The 18,622-nt window shown below is 73.0% G+C and carries 15 protein-coding genes and 2 pseudogenes; 3 read left to right on the top strand and 14 right to left on the bottom strand.

Annotated features, from left to right (window positions below; translation table 11 throughout):
• Positions 1-399: 399 nt before the first annotated feature.
• The 8 genes from AB0O67_RS00885 to AB0O67_RS00850 all read right to left on the bottom strand — a co-directional run bounded on the left by AB0O67_RS00885 (position 400) and on the right by AB0O67_RS00850 (position 11,344).
• Positions 400-2,598, bottom strand: a complete 2,199-nt coding sequence (locus tag AB0O67_RS00885; RefSeq protein ID WP_365444080.1) for an SWIM zinc finger family protein — start codon at positions 2,596-2,598, stop codon at positions 400-402.
• 149 nt (positions 2,599-2,747) lie between these two features.
• Positions 2,748-5,567 (bottom strand): SNF2-related protein, encoded by a 2,820-nt coding sequence (locus AB0O67_RS00880; RefSeq protein WP_365443925.1) that lies wholly within the window; start codon positions 5,565-5,567, stop codon positions 2,748-2,750.
• 153 nt (positions 5,568-5,720) lie between these two features.
• On the bottom strand, positions 5,721-6,314 hold the full coding sequence (locus AB0O67_RS00875; protein WP_365443922.1) for a sugar kinase: 594 nt from the start codon (positions 6,312-6,314) through the stop codon (positions 5,721-5,723).
• Positions 6,311-7,495 carry an ROK family glucokinase gene (locus tag AB0O67_RS00870; protein WP_365443918.1) on the bottom strand — a complete coding sequence of 395 codons (1,185 nt, stop codon included), beginning with the start codon at positions 7,493-7,495 and terminating at the stop codon, positions 6,311-6,313. The genes AB0O67_RS00875 and AB0O67_RS00870 overlap by 4 nt, the downstream gene beginning before the upstream one ends.
• Before the next feature lie 113 nt (positions 7,496-7,608).
• Positions 7,609-8,400 carry an ATP-binding cassette domain-containing protein gene (locus AB0O67_RS00865; RefSeq protein WP_365443915.1) on the bottom strand — a complete coding sequence of 264 codons (792 nt, stop codon included), beginning with the start codon at positions 8,398-8,400 and terminating at the stop codon, positions 7,609-7,611.
• The gene (locus AB0O67_RS00860; protein WP_365443912.1) at positions 8,397-9,425 is read right to left on the bottom strand and encodes an ABC transporter permease; all 1,029 of its coding nucleotides are present in this window, start codon (positions 9,423-9,425) and stop codon (positions 8,397-8,399) included. The genes AB0O67_RS00865 and AB0O67_RS00860 overlap by 4 nt, the downstream gene beginning before the upstream one ends.
• Positions 9,422-10,393 carry a sugar ABC transporter substrate-binding protein gene (locus tag AB0O67_RS00855; RefSeq protein ID WP_365443909.1) on the bottom strand — a complete coding sequence of 324 codons (972 nt, stop codon included), beginning with the start codon at positions 10,391-10,393 and terminating at the stop codon, positions 9,422-9,424. The genes AB0O67_RS00860 and AB0O67_RS00855 overlap by 4 nt, the downstream gene beginning before the upstream one ends.
• A 213-nt stretch (positions 10,394-10,606) precedes the next feature.
• Positions 10,607-11,344 carry a GntR family transcriptional regulator gene (locus AB0O67_RS00850; protein ID WP_365444078.1) on the bottom strand — a complete coding sequence of 246 codons (738 nt, stop codon included), beginning with the start codon at positions 11,342-11,344 and terminating at the stop codon, positions 10,607-10,609.
• A gap of 130 nt (positions 11,345-11,474) precedes the next feature.
• Here AB0O67_RS00850 and AB0O67_RS00845 point away from each other — a divergent pair, with 130 nt between their 5' ends.
• Positions 11,475-12,497, top strand: coding sequence for a Gfo/Idh/MocA family oxidoreductase (locus AB0O67_RS00845; protein ID WP_365443906.1), 1,023 nt, complete (start codon positions 11,475-11,477; stop codon positions 12,495-12,497).
• A gap of 24 nt (positions 12,498-12,521) precedes the next feature.
• On the opposite strand, the gene AB0O67_RS00840 is transcribed toward AB0O67_RS00845, so the two are convergent.
• From AB0O67_RS00840 to AB0O67_RS00825, 4 genes are all read right to left on the bottom strand, one after another.
• Entirely contained in the window at positions 12,522-13,706 is a 1,185-nt protein-coding gene (locus AB0O67_RS00840; protein ID WP_365443903.1) for a cytochrome P450, read from the bottom strand.
• 78 nt (positions 13,707-13,784) lie between these two features.
• Positions 13,785-14,402: a hypothetical protein gene (locus AB0O67_RS00835; protein ID WP_365443900.1), complete on the bottom strand. Its 618-nt coding sequence runs from the start codon at positions 14,400-14,402 to the stop codon at positions 13,785-13,787.
• Between the two features lie 64 nt (positions 14,403-14,466).
• Positions 14,467-15,135: a response regulator transcription factor gene (locus tag AB0O67_RS00830; RefSeq protein ID WP_365443897.1), complete on the bottom strand. Its 669-nt coding sequence runs from the start codon at positions 15,133-15,135 to the stop codon at positions 14,467-14,469.
• A gap of 117 nt (positions 15,136-15,252) precedes the next feature.
• The gene (locus AB0O67_RS00825; RefSeq protein WP_365443894.1) at positions 15,253-16,512 is read right to left on the bottom strand and encodes a histidine kinase; all 1,260 of its coding nucleotides are present in this window, start codon (positions 16,510-16,512) and stop codon (positions 15,253-15,255) included.
• 179 nt (positions 16,513-16,691) lie between these two features.
• Here AB0O67_RS00825 and AB0O67_RS00820 point away from each other — a divergent pair, with 179 nt between their 5' ends.
• Entirely contained in the window at positions 16,692-16,892 is a 201-nt protein-coding gene (locus AB0O67_RS00820) for a hypothetical protein (protein WP_365443891.1), read from the top strand.
• Positions 16,893-16,953: 61 nt separating this feature from the next.
• Here AB0O67_RS00820 and AB0O67_RS00815 read toward each other — a convergent pair whose 3' ends face one another.
• Together AB0O67_RS00815 and AB0O67_RS00810 are read right to left on the bottom strand one after the other, a co-directional pair.
• A complete protein-coding gene (locus AB0O67_RS00815; RefSeq protein ID WP_365443888.1) occupies positions 16,954-17,352 on the bottom strand; it encodes a ribonuclease domain-containing protein in 399 nt (132 codons plus the stop codon).
• A gap of 144 nt (positions 17,353-17,496) precedes the next feature.
• A pseudogene (locus AB0O67_RS00810) lies at positions 17,497-17,847 on the bottom strand (AIM24 family protein); the annotation flags it as partial.
• A 112-nt stretch (positions 17,848-17,959) separates the two neighbouring features.
• Between AB0O67_RS00810 and AB0O67_RS00805 the strand changes: the two are divergent.
• Positions 17,960-18,568: pseudogene (locus tag AB0O67_RS00805) on the top strand (SDR family NAD(P)-dependent oxidoreductase); the annotation flags it as partial.
• Positions 18,569-18,622: the final 54 nt, after the last annotated feature.

Here is an 18,622-nt window from a genome sequence, read left to right as displayed (position 1 = left end):
CAACATCCTCCACAGCACGCTAACGGCGATGGGCGGAGTCGGCTGAGCGGGGATGCTCCAGGTGGGGGCCGGCAGGGGTGGGCCGGGAGCCGGAGGCCCCGGCCCCCATACACGCGGACGGGGGTGGTACCCGGCCCCCTGCATGCGGATCAGCCGGCGGCCGCCCGTGGGCTTGGCGGCGGGTACGCCCTCTGTCGCGCAGGTCCGGACCGCCGAAGTCGACGGCGGGGCGCGGGACGCCTCGCTGGTCTCGCAGCACTTCGAGGGCGGACTTCGGAGGTGTGACCAGGGAACCGGCACCCACCGGCCGGTGAGCGCCGAGGCGACCGGCGGGTGCCTTCAGGGCTTGCCGAGCTCGGTGGTGGACGTCCGGTGCACTTCCCCCTCTGGGGACGTAGGTCAGAGGTCGTCCGCGCCGCCGAGGCCCGTGAGGGCGCCGACCGGATCGGGATCGGGCGTGCCTCGGGGCCACCAGTCGTCCTGGCCCGGTTCGGACTCGTAGGCGTACCAGAGTCCGTCGTGGCCCAGGCGGAGCTGGACGTGGCCGTTCGGGTGGGTGAGGCGGTTGCGCCAGGGGCGGAAGGCCGGCAGGTCGGCGGCGAGGAGCAGGGGGCGAGCACGGTCGAAGCGGCCGGCCGGTGGATCCCAGGGCTCTTCGAGGACGGCGAGACCGTCGAGGCCGCCCTGCCGCCAGGCGGCGACCGCACGCGCCAGCTCCGCCGGCGTACGGCCCACGGCGAAGGCGAGCGAGGAGTACAGGGCGCGGGTGCCGGCGGTGAGGCCGGAGCCGGGACGGGCCGCCGCGAGCCGTACCGCGTCCTGCCACAACGTCAGCTCCGCCACCGGATCGCGGCCGGTGACGAGCAGCGCGTGGGCGCGGGCCGCGGCGTCCGTGGCCAGCTGGTCCAGCGCGAAGGGATCCGGGCCGCCCGGGGCCCCGGGGTACACCGGGGGCTGCTCGGGGTGCGGCGGGGCGGGCAATGGGCCTGGTGGCGGCGGGAGTTCGCGTCGGGCCAGCGCGTCGGTCGCCCGGATGCCCGGCAGCGGGGCCGGTTCCTTCTCCTGGGCGGCGCGGGCCGCCCGGGTGGCGTTGCGGCGGGAGAGGGCGTCGAGCACTTCCCGTTCGCCCCGCCCGCGCAGCAGAAGCAGCACGAAGGGGTCGGCGTCGAGCAGACGTGCCGTCTGGTAGCAGAGAGCGGCGGCGTGCTTGCAGGGGTGGCCGCGGTCGGGGCAACTGCACCGCGGGTCGAGGTCACCGGCGACGGGAAGCAGCGGGACGTCGCCGTCCGCCAGCGACTGGGGCATCTCCTTGTCCAGCAACGCGGCGATGTGGCCCGGCCGGTCGGCGGCGGCGTCCAGGAACCGCTCCCAGTCCGCGTCCTGAAGCGTCCGCAGCCGTACCTGCACCCGGTACGGCCGGGGGCGGCTGCCGCGGACGTAGGCCAGGACGAGGCCGGGGGTCACCGTGATGGCGTCCACACGGCCCTGTTGGGCGTAACCACGTCCGCGCGCCAGCCGCTCGACGTCCAGCGCGCCCCGCTCCAGCGCGCTGATCCAGGCGTTGCCCCACCAGGTCTCGGCGAAGGACGCGTCGTCGCCCGGGAGGCGGGGCGGGAAGGCCGGGAAGGTGCGACGCAGGTCGCCGTCACGATGCGGGGAGGCCATGGAGCGGGGGGCGCGTGCGGACGCGGCAACCGGAGCGGCGTGATCCGAGGGCGTGCCGGGGAGTGCCGGGGCGGTGGGACCGTCGTGCTCCGGGCGCATGTCGGAGGGTTGCGCGGACGAAGTCGTCGGCCCGGGGCCGTCATCGGTGGTGTGCCGCTCGTGGGACGCGTCCGTCGGAGCCGGCCCCTTGAAGGCGTCGGCGGCCAATTCCCCCAACGCACGCGGTCGTCGTGACCGATCCGCCGGACGGCGTGGCGTGCTCGGGCGCACCGGCTCGACGCCCGTGGTCCCGACGTCCTCCCGCGCCTGCTGCGCCTCCCGCTGGCTCCGGGCCGCCCGCAACGCGTCCCGCGCGACGTCGGCGGGCCGGGTGGACGACGGGGCCGTCGCCGAGGTGTCGGCGCCCCGGACTTCACTGCGAGTACTGGAATCCGGGACCTCACGGGGGGCACTGGAGCCCGGGACCTCGCCGAAGGCACCGGCGTCCGGGATCTCACCGAAGGCACCGGCCTCCGCCACCGCCCCGAAGGCACCGCCCTCCGAAGGCCCACCCAAGGCACCGGCCTCCGCCACCGCCCCGAAGGCACCGCCCTCCGAAGGCCCACCCAAGGCGCCGGTCTCCGACGACCCGCCGGGTCCACGGTCCGCCCCACCCCCCGATGCCTCACCCTCCCCGGTCTCCCCGGCAACCGCCCGCCGGGCCGACACCGCCCGTCGCAGCGCCGCCCGGGCGGCGTCACCCGGCCGAGGCTCATGGCCGCCAGCGGGGCTTGAGGGCTCGTCCGGTCCGGGGGCGTCCGTGGCGGCGGCGTCCGGACGCTGCCCACCGGACAGGCTCCGCCCCTCCCCCGCGTCGCTCGGCTCCCCCGTCTCACCGGCCTCCTGCGCCCCGCTCCCCTGCCCCCGGGCAGCCCACAGAGCCCGCCGCGCCACATCTGCGGGCCCCGCCCGCCCCGTCTCCTGAACCGGCTCGCCCCGGTCGTCCGGGCCTTCGGCCGCCCCGGCCTCCTCCTCGCCCGGTATCCGGCCCTCGTCGGGCACCCCGCCGTCACCCCGCGCACCGAACCGCCCTCGTTCCCCCGTCACGATGCCCTCCGCAGTGACACGAGGTCGGACAGCTCACGGTCCGTCAGCTCCGTGAGGGCCGCCTCTCCGGAGCCGAGGATCGCGTCGGCCAGGGCGCGCTTGGCCTCCAGCATCTCGGCGATGCGGTCCTCCACCGTGCCCTCGGTGATGAGGCGGTGGACCTGCACGGGCTGGGTCTGGCCGATGCGGTAGGCGCGGTCGGTGGCCTGTTCCTCCACCGCCGGGTTCCACCAGCGGTCGAAGTGGACGACATGGCCCGCGCGCGTGAGGTTCAGTCCGGTGCCGGCGGCCTTGAGGGACAGGACCAGCACCGGGGTGGCACCGTCCTGGAAGCGGTCCACCATGCGCTCGCGTTCCGGCACGGGCGTGCCGCCGTGCAAGAGGTCCACCGGGACGGCCCGGGCGGCGAGGTGAGCGGTGATCAGGCGGGCCATACCGACGTACTGCGTGAAGACCAGCGCCGAACCGTCCTCCGCGAGCAGCGTGTCCAGCAACTCGTCCAGCAGGGCGAGTTTGCCGGAGCGGGCGGCGAGCCGGTCACCGCCGTACGGGCCGTGCTCCTCCTTCAGGTACAGCGCCGGGTGGTCGCAGATCTGCTTCAGCGAGGTCAGCAGCTTGAGCACCAGGCCGCGGCGCGCGATGCCCTCCGCCGTCTCGATGGCCAGCAGCGACTCGCGCACCACCGCCTCGTACAGCGCGCCCTGTTCCCGGGTGAGCGGCACCGGGTGGTCGGTCTCCGTCTTGGGCGGCAGTTCGGGGACGATGCCGGGGTCGGACTTCTTGCGGCGCAGCAGGAACGGGCGGACGAGGCGGGCGAGCCGGGCCACTGCCTCCTCGTCCTCGCCGTTCTCCACGGCGCGGGCGTGCCGGGCGCGGAAGGACTTCAGCGGACCGAGCAGACCGGGCGTCGTCCAGTCCAGCAGCGCCCAGAGCTCGGAGAGGTTGTTCTCGACGGGGGTGCCGGTCAGGGCGACGCGGGCGGGCGTCGGGATCGTGCGCAGGGCCTTCGCCGTCGCCGAGTACGGGTTCTTGACGTGCTGCGCCTCGTCGGCGACGACCATGCCCCACTTCTGCTGGGCCAGCGTCGCCGCCGCCGACCGCATGGTGCCGTACGTGGTGAGGACGAAGCCGCCGTCGAGGCTGGACAGGGTGCGTTCGGTGCCGTGGTGGCGGCGGACGGGTACACCCGGGGCGAAACGCTCGATCTCCCGCTGCCAGTTGCCCAGCAGGGAGGCCGGGCAGACCACCAAGGTGGGTTCGGTGCGGGCCCGCTTGAGGTGAAGGGCGATGACGGTGACCGTCTTGCCGAGTCCCATGTCGTCGGCGAGGCAGCCGCCGAGGCCGAGGGACGTCATCAGGTCGAGCCAGGCCAGGCCCCGCAGCTGGTAGTCGCGAAGGGTGGCACGGAGCCCGGCGGGCGCCTCGGCGGGCCGGACCCCGGCGGTGAGACGGTCCCGCAGGGCGGCCAGCGCGCCGACCGGCACCGCCTCGACCTGCTCGCCGTCGACCTCCGTGGTGCCGGTGAGGGCGACGGACAGGGCGTCCACCGGGTCGAGCAGGCCCAGTTCGCGCTTGCGGGCCTTGCGGACGAGTGCGGGGTCGACCAGGACCCACTGGTCCCGCAGCCGTACGACGGGACGGTGGGCCTCGGCGAGCGCGTCCATCTCGGCCTCGCTGAGCGGCTCCCCGCCGAGCGCCAGCTGCCAGCGGAACTGGAGCAGTTCCTCGCTCTCGAAGAAGCCGGTGCCGTCGGTCGCCGAGCCCGGTGCGGGCCGTACCACCGCGGCCGCCGTCAGGTCGCGGGCGAGGTCGCGGGGCCAGTGCACGGCGACGCCCGCCGCGGCCAGCCGCGAGGCCGCCACGCCCAGCAGGTCACCGAGCTCGGGCTCGGACAGGGCGAGCACGTCGGGCACGTCCTGCTCGGCGAGCCGGGCCAGCGGCGCCCAGACGCGCGCCGCGCGCCGGACCGCGAGAGCGGCGTCCACCCGCGCGCGGGGACCGAAGTCGGCGCCGGCGTCCCCCGCCCACAGCGCTGCCACGTCCACGACGAGCGTCGGGTCGGCGAGGCTGTGGACCTGGACGATCGCGGCGCCCGCCCGGCGCATCCGGTCGCCGTCGTCCCCGGTCTCGAACAGGTCGTGCGCCGCCAGGTCCAGGCGCAACGAGATCCGCACGCCCGCGTCCATCCCGGCGGCGACCTCCGCGGCCCACTCGTGGGCGGCGGGCAGGCGCTGCGGCGGGAGGGCCGCGAAGGGCCTGCCGCAGGCGGCAGCGGCGGCGGGGGTGCGCGGCAGGGTGTCCGCGACCGCGTCCAGGAACGCCCGCACCAGCGCCTCCGGCCCGGGCAGCCGCAGCGGGCCCGGACCGGGCAGCGGCACGGCATGCCCTTCGTAGGGCAGTGCGGCGGCCACCGCGCGCAGGTGGGCGATGTCGTCCGGGTCGAGGGGGCCGGCGCGCCAGGCGTCGTGCCCGGTGGGTGTCAGGCCGGGCAGCAGGCGCCCGCGGGCAACGAGCCGCAGGGCGTGCAGGGCGGCGGCACCCCAGCAGGCCGTGGCGGGGTGGGCGGCCGGATCGTGCCGGGCGCGGACGAGCGACGGGAGTGCCTCGCCCACCGGCAGGGTCAGCGCCGGCGTCTCCTTGCGGCGGACCCCGGCCCCATGGGGTCGTACGACTGTCAGCGGGGTGGAGGTGAGGCCGGGCACGGGCGCCGTGCCCCCGTCGTCCGGGTCCCAGAAGGCCACGCGTCCCTCACGGGGCACGGGCGCGGGAAGGAAGACGGCGGCCAGCCGAGCGGGCACGGACACGGCTTCGCCCATACGTCCTGTCACCTCCCGCCCGCACATCGGATCACTCGTCTTCGACTCTACGGGCGGGGTCCGACAATCGGCCCTGCGGAAGGGACAGGGCCGGATGAACGATGACCAGGGTGAAGGCGACGACCTCGTGGGAGGACGGGCGGAGCGGACCGGTCAGGGGATCAGCCGCGAGACCACGTAGACCATCGGGTACGTCGGATTGCCCGTGTTCACCACGATGTCATGCGTCGGCCTCGGGTTCTTCTGCTGGTGAACCAGGCCCCAGTTCGCGCCGGGCCGGGCGCCCGCGCCGGAGAACTTCCAGCCCGTGACGTGCCGGTCGCGCGCGCCGATGGTGATGTCGCTCTTGATCAGCTCGCTCCGCTCGACGCCCACCTTCTTGAGGAAGGCGTCCAGCCCGGCCTGAGTGGTCTGGAACTGCACGTACAGCCGGCTGGTCTTCCAGTTGTTCGTCTCGTACCAGGCGACCTTGTTGGCCGGATGCGGTATCGGCACCTGGTACAGCCTCCGCTGCACCTTCGACGGCCAGCCCACGGTCAGCCCCCGCGCCGAGTACTTCTCCTCCTTGTCCTTGCCGCTGGCGCGGCTCTGGTTGGCGGAGATCACCAGATAGCCGGCGGGGACGCCGATGAGCAGCACGATGATGAGCAGGGTGAGCGCCCTGCGGCGGATCACATGGCGGCGGTCCTCCGCCGGGGCCTGTGTGTCGCCGGTGAGGCCGGCCTGCTGCGGCAGCGCGCTCGTCACAGGGACTCCTGGCCGCGGCGGGCCTCCGCGTAGCGCTCGTAGCGTTCGTACCGCTCGACCCTGCGGCGTTTGGCGCGCCGGAAGCGGCGGGCCACCAGACGGGCGAGGTCGGCGGCGCCGACCATGCCGGCTTCGGGGCCGAGCTGGGCGCGGACGATGCGGGCCTCGGGGCGGTAGCCGCGGCCGGTGAGGTGGCGCTTGAAGGCATCCCGGGCGGGGCCGATGAGGAGGTCGTCGGCGGCCGAGACCCCGCCGCCGATCACGAAGCACGACGGGTCGAGGGCGGCGGCCAGGTTGGCGATGCCGACGCCGAGCCACTGGCCGATGTCCTGGAGCAGTTCGATGCACATCGCGTCGCCCTCGCGGGCCAGCTCGGTGATGATCGGGCCGGTGATGTCACCGATGCTGCCCTTGACGTGCTCGATGAGCCCGTACGCCACCGGGGAGTCGGCCGCGGCCAGTTCGCGCGCCTCGCGGACCAGCGCGTTGCCGGAGCTGTACTGCTCCCAGCAGCCGCGGTTGCCGCACGGGCAGCGGTGGCCGCCGGGCACGACCTGCATATGACCGAACTCACCGGCCACACCGAACTTGCCGCGCTTGACCTGGCCGTCCTCCAGGATCGCGCCGCCGATGCCGGTCCCCAGCGTGATCATGACCAGGTGGTCCTCGCCGCGTCCGGCGCCGAAGCGCCACTCGGCCCAGGCGGCGGTGTTGGCGTCGTTGTCGACCAGGACCGGGACGGAGAGGCGGCTGGCGAGACGGTCGCGCAGCGGCTCGTTGCGCCAGGACAGGTGCGGGGCGAACAGGACGCGGTTGCGCTCGGCGTCGACCCAGCCGGCCGCGCCGATGCCGACCGCGTGCACGTCGTGGCGGTCGGACAGGTCCAGGACCAGCTCGACGATGGTGTCCTCGACGACCCGGGGGCTCTTGGACTTGTCCGGGGTCTCCGTGCGGAGCTTCTCGAGGATGTTGCCGTCGGCGTCCACGACACCCGCCATCACCTTGGTGCCGCCGATGTCGATGCCGACGGTGGGCACGCGGGGTGCGGTCAGGTGGGAACGGCGCTCCCGGGTGCCCACGGTGCGCAGCGCAGTCGCGCGCCGTGAGCCGATGGGGGCGCCGCCGGTCACCCGGGCGTTGCTCAGGGCCTTGGGGAAGGCGAGGTCGCGGTAGGTGCTCATCGGGCCCGATTCTGCCTCACCGTGACTCTGGGTGCGGTAAGGGGATGGGCCGGGAGCCCCGGGTCGCCCGCCGGGTGCGGCTCGTCGTCACCCTTCCCGCAGCCCTCGTGCCGCTAGCCGCGCCGGAGCTCGTGGCGGAGATCGTCGAGCTCGTTTCCGCCTGCCATCTGCCGTGTCAGCTCGTCGAGCGTGATCGAGTCACTGGTGTGGCTGCCCGCCATGGTGCCGCGCTTCAGCAGCACGAAACGGTCGCCGACCAGGTACGCGTGATGCGGATTGTGGGTGATCAAAACAACACCCAGACCCTGATCCCGTGCCGCCGCCACATACTTCAGAACGACCCCGGACTGCTTCACGCCGAGCGCCGCCGTGGGCTCGTCCAGGACGAGCACCTTGGCGCCGAAGTGGACGGCCCGTGCGATCGCCACGCACTGGCGCTCGCCGCCGGAGAGGGTGCCGATGGGCTGGTCGACGTCGCGCAGGTCGATGCCCATGCGCAGGAGTTCGGAGTGGGTGGTGCGGCGCATGAGGTCGACGTCCATGCGCTTGAGGGGACCGGCGCCCTTGCGGGGCTCGGAGCCGAGGAAGAAGTTGCGCCAGACCGGCATCAGCGGGACGACGGCCAGGTCCTGGTAGACGGTCGCGATCCCACGGTCCAGTGCGTCGCGCGGGGAGCCGAGACGGGTCTCCTCGCCGTCGATGCGCAGGGTGCCGCCGTCGTGCTGGTGCAGTCCGGCGATGATCTTGATGAGGGTGGACTTGCCGGCGCCGTTGTCGCCCAGCACGCAGGTGATCTCCCCGGCGTGCACCTCCAGGGAGACACCTTCGAGGGCGCGGACGTTGCCGTAGTGCTTGCTGACGCCGGACAGCTCCACGAGTGCCCTGCGTTCCGCCGCTTGCGTCACTTGGTCGCCTCCGCGCGCTTGCGGACCCAGGCGTTGAGCAGGGTCGCGAGGAGCAGCATCGCTCCGAGGAAGAACTTGAACCAGTCGGGGTTCCACTCGGCGAAGACGATGCCCTTGCTGGTCATGCCGAAGATGAACGCGCCGACCGCCGAGCCGACCGCGCTGCCGTAGCCACCGGTGATCAGGCAGCCGCCGATGACGGCGGCGATGATGTAGATCAGCTCGTTGCCGACGCCCTCGCCGGACTGGACGACGTCGTACGAGAAGAGCAGGTGCTGGCCGGAGATCCAGGCGCCGAGCGCCACCCCCATGTAGAGGCCGATCTTGGTCCGGGCCACCGGGACGCCGACCGCGCGGGCCGCGTCCTGGTTCCCGCCGACCGCGAAGATCCAGTTGCCGGCGCGGGTGCGCAGCAGGATCCAGCTGGCGAGGGCGACCAGCGCGAACCACCACAGAATCGTGATCTTGAAGTTGACCCCGCCGACGGTGAGCGTGGAGGCGAAGACGTCGTGCGCGCTGGGGAAGCCCTCCATGTCGGCGATGGTCTTGGTGGAGACCGTGCCGGAGATCAGCTTGGTGAAGCCGAGGTTCATGCCGGTCAGCATCAGGAAGGTGCCCAGCGTGATGATGAAGCTCGGCAGTTTGGTGCGGGTGAGCATGAAGCCGTTGAAGGCGCCGATGGCGAGGGTGACGAACAGGGAGACGCCGACGCCGACCCAGACGTTCGCCGTCATCTGGAAGCTGAACATCGAGGAGACCAGGGCGGACGAGGTCACCATGACGCCCGCGGACAGGTCGAACTCGCCGCCGATCATCAGCAGCGCGACCGGGACCGCCATGATGCCGATCGTCGAGGAGGCGTAGAGGACCGTGCTCAGGCTCGACGCCTTCAGGAAGCTGTCGGCGGCCAGGGCGAAGAAGAGGAAGACGGCGGCGGCCCCGACGACGGAGCCCAGTTCCGGACGGCCGAGCAGCTTCCGCAGCGGCGAGCTGTGCAGAATCCTTTCGTCAGCGAGCGCCGTCATCGGGTGCCCCGCTCGGTGTACTCGGCGAGGGCGCCCGCCTGGTCCTTGGTGATGATCTGCGGGCCGGTGAGCACCGGCTTGCCGCCGCCGAGGACGTCGGCGTTGTACCTGTACAGCCACAGCAGGTCGACGGCCTCGTAGCCCTGGAGGTAGGGCTGCTGGTCGACGGCGAAGCCGAGGGTGCCGTCCTTCAGACCGGCGGCGACCTTGGCGTTCAGGTCGAAGGTGTCGATCTCGGCGTCGCTGCCCGCGCCCTGCTTGGCCTTCACGGCGGTGTCGGCGTACGGGGCTCCCAGGGTCACGACGGCGTCGACCGAGCTGTCGGACTGGAGCTTGGCCTCGATGGCGGACTGCACGTCGGGCATGCTGGTGCCGGTGACGTAGAGGTTCTGCACGGTACCGTCGAAGGTCTCCCTCAGACCGGCGCAGCGCTGCTCGTGACCGACGTTGCCCTGTTCGTGCAGGATGCAGAGCGCCTTCTCACGGCCACGCTCGTTCAGCTCCTCGCCGACCGCCTGGCCGGCGATGGTCTCGTCCTGGCCGATGTGTGTGAGCGCGCCGAACTCCTTCGACTCCGCCGAGCCCGAGTTCACGGTGACCACGGGAATGCCCGCCTTGACCGCGCGGGCGACGGCGGCCTTCATCGCGTCCGGCTTGGCGAGGGTGACGATGATGCCGTCGACCTTCTTGTCGACGGCCGCGTCCACCAGCTGCGCCTGCTGCTGGGCCTCGTCGTCGTGGGAGTACAGGAACTTGATGTTGTCCTTGACGGCGGCCTGCTCGGCGCCGCTTTGGACGATGTCCCAGAAGGTGTCGCCGTCGCCCGAGTGGGTGATCATGGCGAAGGTCCATCGGGGCGTGTTCACCGCGGCCTTCCCCTGCGCGGCCGCGGCCTTGCGGGCGTCCTCGGCGCGCTTGCCGCCCGTGCTGCTGCATCCCGCGAGGGACGCGCAGAGCGCTCCTGCCACCGCGATGCCTACCCAGGTGCGAAACCCGGTCCGAAACCGTGCCACGAGGCCGTGCCCTTCTTGCTGTGTTCTTCGGTAGCCAGGGCCGGTCATCCCACCGACCCCAAACGCCCCAGTATCGAACACAGGGATGATGCGGCCCGCGGCCGGGGAGCGCGACTCCGTCGCATTGTCCGGACATTGCGACGAATCACGCCCTCGAGGGCGCGCCTCTCAGGGCCGTACGAGCAGCTGGAACTCGAAGGAGTAGCGGCTCGGGCGGTAGGTGTGCGTGCCGTACTCGACCGCCCGGCCGGTGTCGTCGAACGTCGTGCGCTGCATGGTCAGCAGCGGGGCGCCCTCGCTCTCGCGGAGCCGCTCCGCCTCGGTGGCGGTGGCGGCCCGGGCGCCGATGGACTGGCGGGCGCTGTGCAGCGTGATCCCGGCGGACCGCATCAGCCGGTAGAGGCCGGTCGCCTCCAGCTGCCCGGTGTCCGGTTCGATCAGGCCGCTGGGCAGGTAGTTGCACAGGTACGCCATCGGCTCCCCGTGCGCCAGCCGCAGCCGCTCAACGCGGTGCACATCGGTGCCCTCCGCGACGCCGAGTGCGGCCGCCACCTCGGCGGACGCCGGGACGACGGTGTTGACCAGGACCTTCGTGGCCGGACGCTGCCCGGCCGCCTCCAGGTCGTCGTAGAGACTGCTCAGCTCCAGCGGGCGCTTGACCTGGCTGTGCACCACCTGCGTGCCGACGCCCCGGCGGCGCACCAGCAGGCCCTTGTCGACCAGGGACTGGATGGCCTGGCGGACCGTGGGCCGGGACAGCCCGAGGCGCGCGGCGAGCTCGATCTCGTTGCCCAGCAGGCTGCCGGGAGTGAGCGCGCCCTTCTCGATCGCGGCCTCCAGCTGCTGGGACAGCTGGAAGTACAACGGCACGGGCGAGCTGCGGTCCACACTCAGATCGAGCTGCACGTTCGGGTCCACGTCTGGTTTCGGCACGGGCCTGAGCGTAGCTCCGTGACGTTTTGACGGGAAGTTGTGTAGTCCGATTGTCCGGACATAAACATTGACAGTGCGGTGGGTCCGGCTCCACTTTGTCTTCATGCGCATCGGGGTCATCGGGACGGGCCGCATCGGCACCATCCATGCGAACACGCTCAGCCGCCACCGTGACGTGGGCTCCCTGATCCTCACGGACGCGGATCCCACGCGGGCGCAGGAGCTGGCGCACCGGCTCGGGGAAACCGCCGCGCCCGGTATGGACGAGATCTTCCGGTGGGGCGTGGACGCGGTGGTGATCACGACGGCGACCGCGGCCCACGCCGATCTGATCGGCCGGGCCGCGCGCTCGGGGCTGCCGGTCTTCTGCGAGAAGCCGATCGCGCTCGACCTGCCCGGCTCGCTGCACGCGATCGCCGAGGTCGAGACGGCCGGAACCATCCTGCAGATGGGCTTCCAGCGCCGCTTCGACGCGGGCTACAGCGGCGCCCGTGAGGCCGTGCGCTCCGGTCGGCTCGGCCGGCTGCACACCGTGCGCGCGACCACCTCCGACCAGGCGCCGCCGTCGGCCGCGTATCTGCCGCTGTCCGGTGGGCTGTACCGGGACACCCTCATCCACGACTTCGACGTCCTGCGCTGGGTGACCGGGCACGAGGTGACGGAGGTGTACGCCGCCGGGTCGGACGCCGGTCCCACGATGTTCCGCGAGGCCGGGGACGTCGACACCGCGGCGGTGGTCCTCGTCCTCGACGACGCCACCCTGGCGACGGCGACCGCGACGCGGCTGAACGGCGCCGGCTACGACGTGCGCATGGAGCTGGCCGGGGAGCTGGACCAGATCGTGGTGGGGCTGGACGACCGTACGCCGATCGCGTCCACCGAGCCGACCGGGCCGCCGGCCGCGAGCAAGCCGTGGACCACCTTCCTGGAGCGCTTCGGGCCCGCCTACGAGGCCGAGCTGAACGCCTTCATCGAGGTGGTCCGGGGCGAGCGCGCCAACCCGTGCGACGGCCGCGAGGCGTTGCAGGCGCTGCGCATCGCCGAGGCCTGCGAAATGTCCCGCAGGGAGCACAGACCCGTCCGGCTCGGCGAGGTGCCAGGGGGGCGGGAGCCGGTGCTGCGCTAGGAGCGGGGCGCACGGGGCCCGGCGTCACCAGCGCACGGGCAGGCTTCGCACCCCGCGCATCAGCATCCCCGGCAGGTAAGGGCCGGGCGGGCCGTCCAGCGCGAGGCCGGGGGCGCGCTCCAGGAGGGCGCGCAGTGCCGTGCGGGCTTCCAGGCGGGCGAGGGGTGCGCCCAGGCAGTAGTGGATGCCGTGGCCGAAGGCGAGGTGGGTGCGGGGGTCTCGGTGTATGTCGAAGCGGTGCGGGTCCGGAAACCGGGCGTCGTCGTGGCCGGCCGCGGTGAGGCCGATCAGCACCGCCTCGCCCTTCCCGACGGTCGTACCCGCGATCTCCATCGGCTCGGCGGCGAACCGGTACGTCGCCGTCTCCACCGGCCCCTCGTAGCGCAGCATCTCCTCGATCGCGCCGTCGAGCAGGCCCATGTCGGCACGCAGGGCGGCGAGCTGGCCGGGGTGGGTGAGCAGGGCGTACACGCCGTTGGTCAGGAGGTTGACGGTCGTCTCGTGGCCGGCGACGAGCAGGATGTACGCCATGCCGCGCAGCTCCGTCGGGGAGAGCCGGTCGCCGTCCTCGGCGGTGGTGCGGATCAGGTCGCTGAGCAGGTCGTCGGCGGGTCCGGCGCAGCGCTTGTCCTCGATCAGCTCGGTGAGGTACTCCCCGAGGCGCCGTACGGCCTCGTACTCGCGGTCGCCGTCGGTGGGGGCGACCACCTCCGTCGACATCGCCCGGAACGCGGCCCGGTCCAGCTCGGGCACGCCCAGCAGCTCGCAGATGACCGTGATCGGCAGCGGGTACGCGAACGCGTCCACCAGGTCGGCGCGGCCGTGCGGGAGCATCGCGTCCAGCAGGTCGTCGGCGATCTGCTGGATCCTGGGCCGCAGCGCCTCCACCCGGCGGGCGGTGAACGCACGCGTGACCAGGCCGCGCAGCCGTGAGTGCTGGGGTGGGTCGGCGGCCAGCAGATGCTTTCCGATCAGTTCCTCGTCGAGGAACCTCACCCCGATCTCGGCGGTGTCCTTGGACAGCCGTGGGTCGGCGAGCGCGGCGCGCGCCTCCTCGTAGCCCACCACGAGCCAGGCCTCGCGATGGGACTCCGGCTGCGGCAACCGCACCCTGTGCACCGGCCCCCGGGCACGCAGCCGCGCGTACACAGGGTGCGGGTCCGTCAGGAACTCCGCGCCGAAGTCCCCGAGGTCGACCACCTCCGCCATGTCACTCCCCCTCCCGTCACCACGACAACGCGCGGCGCCTCCGGCGAGTGCCCGAGGCACTCTTCCGATAGCGGTCGGTCACAGGCCGCGGGCGTCGGCGAGAGCGGCCGCCCGACCGACCATGCGGACCGGGACGCGGCCGGAGCCGAAGGCGTCGTTGAAGCCCGGCACGGAGTCGACGTGGTCGCCGAAACTGCGCCGGACGGTCTCCAGCAGCACGGCGAGGGCGCTGCTCTCCAGGCCCCGGTCGCCACCGGCTTCGACGCGGACGGCTCCCTGCATGCAGTGGGCGCCTTCGCCGTCGGCCGGCGCGCCGCTGCACCAGCCGTCGGAGAGCAGCCGGTGGTGGGCGCGCTGCAGCAGCGCGGCGACCGGCGTCGGGTACAGGTCCGCGGGGGCGGGGCCGACGCCGGCGGCTTCCGGCGGGACGGTGACGAACGGGACGGTGACGAACGGGACGGTGACGACGTCGGCCGGCTCGGCGGGCTTGGTGCGGAGGTACGCGGTGCGGACCTCGTGCGCTACGGCCGCTTCGTCCAGCCGTACGGTCATCGCCGCGTCGACGAGCGCCAGGCGGGCGTCGAGGGACAGTTCCGCCGCAGGCGCGGCGGGGGCGGGGGCGAGAACCGGGGCGGGGGCGGGACGGGACATCGGGAACTGGGCTCGTCTCTGGCTCAGCAACAGGGCGGCGGCCACGAGTGGATTCCCTGCTGCGCGCCGGCGGGATCCCCGCCGAACGGGTGGTCCGGCCCGCCGCTCGCTATCCGTCCTCGTCGAGAAGCCCAGCGTCGTACGCCAGCAGGGCGATCTGCACGCGGTTGTTGAGGTCGAGCTTGGCGAGGATGCGGGAGACGTGCGTCTTGACGGTCGCCACGCTCATGAACAGCTCCGTCGCGATCTCCGCGTTGGCGAGTCCCCGGCCGACCGCGACGGCGACCTCGCGTTCGCGGTCGTTGAGGGCTGCCATGCGCTCCCGCGCGCGGGCCCGCCGGGTGTCGGCGGCGGTGCCGGCCGCGTGCTCCATCAGCTGGCGGGTGACGGTCGGCGAGAGCACCGGGTCACCGGCGGCCACCCGCCGCACGGCCTGGAGGATCTCGGCGGGCGGGGTGTCCTTGAGGACGAATCCGGCGGCACCCGCGCGCAGCGCCCGCAGCACCTGTTCGTCGGCGTGGAAGGTGGTCAGGACCACGACCTGCGGGGCGTCCGGGCGGGCGCGCAGCCGCTCGGTGGCGGTGAGGCCGTCGACCGCGGGCATCCGGATGTCCATCAGGACGACGTCCGGACGCGTGCGGTCGACGAGCGCCTCGACCTCGCCGCCGTCGGCGGCCTCGCCGACGATGCGGATGTCGTCGGCGCCGCCCATCATGAAGGACAGACCGGCCCGCACCAGGGGGTCGTCGTCGACGAGAAGCACTTTGATCGCAGTCATGGCCCTCACGTAATCACGGTTGTGCCGACGAGTCGCCCGCCTGGTCGCACCGCCGCCGTACCCCCACCCTGTTCAACTGCCGGTGACCGGCAGCGACATGGGAGGACACGTGATCGCTCACCGGCCGGGCGCCCCCCACGGCAGCCAGGCCCGTACCGCGAAGCGCCCGTCGTCCCGTTCCCCGTGCTCCAGCCGTCCCCCGGCCAAAGTGGCGCGCTCGGACAGGCCGATCAGGCCCTGCCCGGAGCCCGGGACGTGCGGTACGACGCCCTCGGGGGCCGGGTTGCTGACGTGGACGGTGAGGCCCTCGCCGGGCGCGCCGGTCACGGCCACCGTGACCTCGGTGCCGGGGGCGTGCTTGCGGGCGTTGGTCAGGCCCTCCTGGACGATGCGGTAGGCGGTGCGGCCGACCGAGGCCGGGACGGCATCCGGGTCGGTGACCCCCAGGTCGAGCGTGACCTTGGTGCCCGCCTCGCGGCACTCGGTGACCAGCGCGTCGAGGGCGGCGAGCGTCGGCTGCGGGCGGCCCGACTCGTCGGAGTCGCCGGCCCGCAGGACGCCGATGATCTCCCGCAGGTCCTGCAGGGCCTCGTGCGCGCTCTCCCGGATGACACCGGCCGCCCGCGCGACCTCCTCGCGGGGCGCGTCCGGCCGGAACTCCAGGGCTCCGGCGTGCACGCTCAGGAGGGTCAGCCGGTGGGCGAGCACGTCGTGCATCTCCCGGGCGATCGCCTCGCGCGCGAGCCGCTGGGCCTGTTCGGCACGCAGGACGGCCTCCGTCTCGGCCCGCCTGGCGCGGTCGCGCAGGCTGAACATCAGCTGCCGCTTGGACCGCACGAGCAGGCCCCAGCCGACGACGCAGGCGCTGAGCAGCACGGTGAACGCGACGGCCAGCAGGTAGGGCAGCTCGGGTTCCGGGCGCAGCCAGAAGAACAGCGGGATCAGCGCGGTGGAGATGCCGGCGATCCAGGCCACGTAACGGAAGGGCCGGTGCACGGCGAGGGTGAAGAAGGCGACCATGCCGGCGCCGCCCGCGGTGTTGGAGAGGAAGCCGACCGGGATCATCGCGATCGCGAGCCCGACCGGCCGGCGGCGGCGCAGCCACACCGCGGCGCAGGACAGGCCGCCGAGCCACTGGTCGACGACCATGAGCGCGTGCGGCGTGTTCTCCGGGGTCATGGAGTCCGCGGCCAGCAGGCCGACCGCGATGGCCACGAAGAAGCAGGAGAAGTCGACGAGCCAGTCGCGCGCGGTGCGCCGGGGCCGCCGCCCGTCCCCTCCGCCGTCCGGGTCGAGCGCGTGGAGCAGAGCGGACGGGAACAGCCACCGGCGCCCTTCGAACGCCGGCGCCGCCCGCGCCGTCCTGTCATCCTTCACGGTCGACAAATCTACGCAGGGCCCGGCCGTGCCACCTGCCCGCGCGCGGATCGCCGACCGAAGTCGCGGCATCGGCTACTTTCGGCGCGGTCGTGCGGTGGGGACCACCGACTTCGGTCGGCCGGGTCTCGCCCCGCGGCCGTTGTGTGTGGGGGGTCCGCGGGGCGAGAGTCGTGGCCATGAAGCAGTTGCTGGAGTTCCTCGGATTCATCGCCTTCGTGCAGGGCGCCATGGGCCTTGTGCACGAGTTCACCGACTGGCACATCGGCCTCGTGCAGCGGGTCGGTTTCCTCGACGGATCCGAGATCTACGCGAGCGTCGCCCTGGTCGTGCTGGCGTTCGCCCTGTTCGCCGTCGCGGAGAGCCGCAAGACCGGTTGAGCCCGGCGGCACGGCCCGTCGGACCGGCGGCGGTGCGTCCGGTCAGCCGACCGGCAACCGTTCAGCAGCCGTGGTCGACCAGGTCGAACGACGCGTAGTGGTCGGCCGTGTAGTAGTCCTCTTGGTGCTCCTCGCCGGTGACGATGCGGCGGGCGCCGCGCGTGTCACTGCCGGGGGTCTCGACCGTGTACTCGTGGTAGTACCCGGTCGACCGGCTGGGCAGGATGCCCTCCCGGTTCTGGAAGGTCGTCCCGTCCTGCGGGTAGGGGAAGGGGCCGCCCTGTTCGATGAGATCGAGCGTCGTGTGCGCCTGCGACGGCAGGTCGCCGTAGCAGATGCTGCCGACCGCCGTGGCGGCGGCGCCCGCGGGGGCGGCGGAGACGGTGCCGCCGACGAGGAGGGCCGACACGAGCGCGGCCGCGGCGCCGAGACGGGTGAGGTTTCGTGGGGGGAATCTCATGGATCCATGATGACGCGCGTAGACACTGGCATGTCAATGTCAAGATTGTGGAGTTTGCCGTCAAGTCCTGTGACCTTTTGCGGAGTTGGCACGGTGCACTCCCTCAGGGCCGACGACTCCGACGAGGACGTCACGCGGCGTTCGTGAGAACAGACCCCCCGCCGGGCCCTGCTTGTCGCCGCCCTGGGCCTTCTTCAGGGCGTTCGCCAGGCCCTCGATGGTCATGGACTGGAGGATGGCGCTGCCGTTGCCCTCCAGTGTGGCCAGGGACAGGCCCTCGCCGCCGAACACGGCGTTCATCAGGCCTTGGCGGTTCAGGCCGCCGACGCGCTGGACGCCGTACTCGATGCCCTCCTCGAAGGCCACCACGCAGCCGGTGTCGACCTCGATGCGGCCGCCGAAGTCGGCGGGGTCGAGATCGATGAAGTTGCCGGCGCCCGCGATGATCACCGTGCCGCGGCCGGTGAACTTCTCCAGGACGAAACCCTCGCCGCCCTGAAGTGTCACGTGAGGAGGACGCGGAAGGGGAAGCACGGAGTTCCGGGCGCGCCACCTCGGTGTCCGTTCGCCGCCAGCAACCGCGTGGGGCTGTCGCTGGAATGGGCGTATGACTTCTCAAGGGACACAGACCTCCGAAGCGACCCGGCCCACCGGCTGGCGGGCTCCCCTGGCCGGCAGGAAGGCCCTGGTGACCGGCGGCAGCCGGGGGATCGGCGCCGCCACGGCGGTGCGGCTGGCGCGGGAGGGCGCCGACGTGGCGGTGACGTACGTGAACGGCAAGGAGGCGGCGGGGGACGTCGTACGGGCCGTCGAGGCCTTGGGGCGGCGAGGTGTGGCCCTGCGGGCGGACTCCGCGGACGCGGACGAGGCGGCGGGCGCCGTGGAGCGTGCGGCGGAGGCCCTCGGCGGGCTCGACGTCCTGGTGAGCAACGCGGGCGTCGGGGTGCTAGGGCCGCTGGACGCCCTCTCGCTCACCGACGTGGACAGGGTGCTCGCCGTGAACGTCCGGGCGGTGTTCCTGGCCTCCCAGGCGGCCGCCGCGCGGATGCCGGACGGCGGCCGGATCATCATCATCGGGAGTTGCATGGCCCAGCGGGTGCCGGGGCCCGGTGGCACGCTCTACGCGACCAGCAAGGCGGCGCTGACCGGGCTGACCAAGGGGCTGGCCAGGGAACTGGGCGGGCGCGGGATCACCGCGAACCTCGTGCACCCCGGCCACGCGGCCTGAGCCGGCGGAACCTGCGAGGCACGCGGGGCGCACCGGTGCTGT

The organism is Streptomyces sp. NPDC086077, from assembly GCF_040686175.1.
Taxonomy (GTDB): domain Bacteria; phylum Actinomycetota; class Actinomycetes; order Streptomycetales; family Streptomycetaceae; genus Streptomyces.
This window is presented reverse-complemented; position numbering and strand designations above follow the sequence as displayed.

What these genes read in the sequence shown, in the direction of transcription:
- AB0O67_RS00870 (WP_365443918.1), bottom strand. Translation starts at nt 7,495, where the DNA reads ATGAGCACCTACCGCGACCTCGCCTTCCCCAAGGCCCTGAGCAACGCC.
- AB0O67_RS00815 (WP_365443888.1), bottom strand. Translation starts at nt 17,352, where the DNA reads ATGAGATTCCCCCCACGAAACCTCACCCGTCTCGGCGCCGCGGCCGCG.
- AB0O67_RS00880 (WP_365443925.1), bottom strand. Translation starts at nt 5,567, where the DNA reads ATGGGCGAAGCCGTGTCCGTGCCCGCTCGGCTGGCCGCCGTCTTCCTT.
- AB0O67_RS00830 (WP_365443897.1), bottom strand. Translation starts at nt 15,135, where the DNA reads ATGACTGCGATCAAAGTGCTTCTCGTCGACGACGACCCCCTGGTGCGG.
- AB0O67_RS00860 (WP_365443912.1), bottom strand. Translation starts at nt 9,425, where the DNA reads ATGACGGCGCTCGCTGACGAAAGGATTCTGCACAGCTCGCCGCTGCGG.
- AB0O67_RS00820 (WP_365443891.1), top strand. Translation starts at nt 16,692, where the DNA reads ATGAAGCAGTTGCTGGAGTTCCTCGGATTCATCGCCTTCGTGCAGGGC.
- AB0O67_RS00840 (WP_365443903.1), bottom strand. Translation starts at nt 13,706, where the DNA reads ATGGCGGAGGTGGTCGACCTCGGGGACTTCGGCGCGGAGTTCCTGACG.
- AB0O67_RS00845 (WP_365443906.1), top strand. Translation starts at nt 11,475, where the DNA reads ATGCGCATCGGGGTCATCGGGACGGGCCGCATCGGCACCATCCATGCG.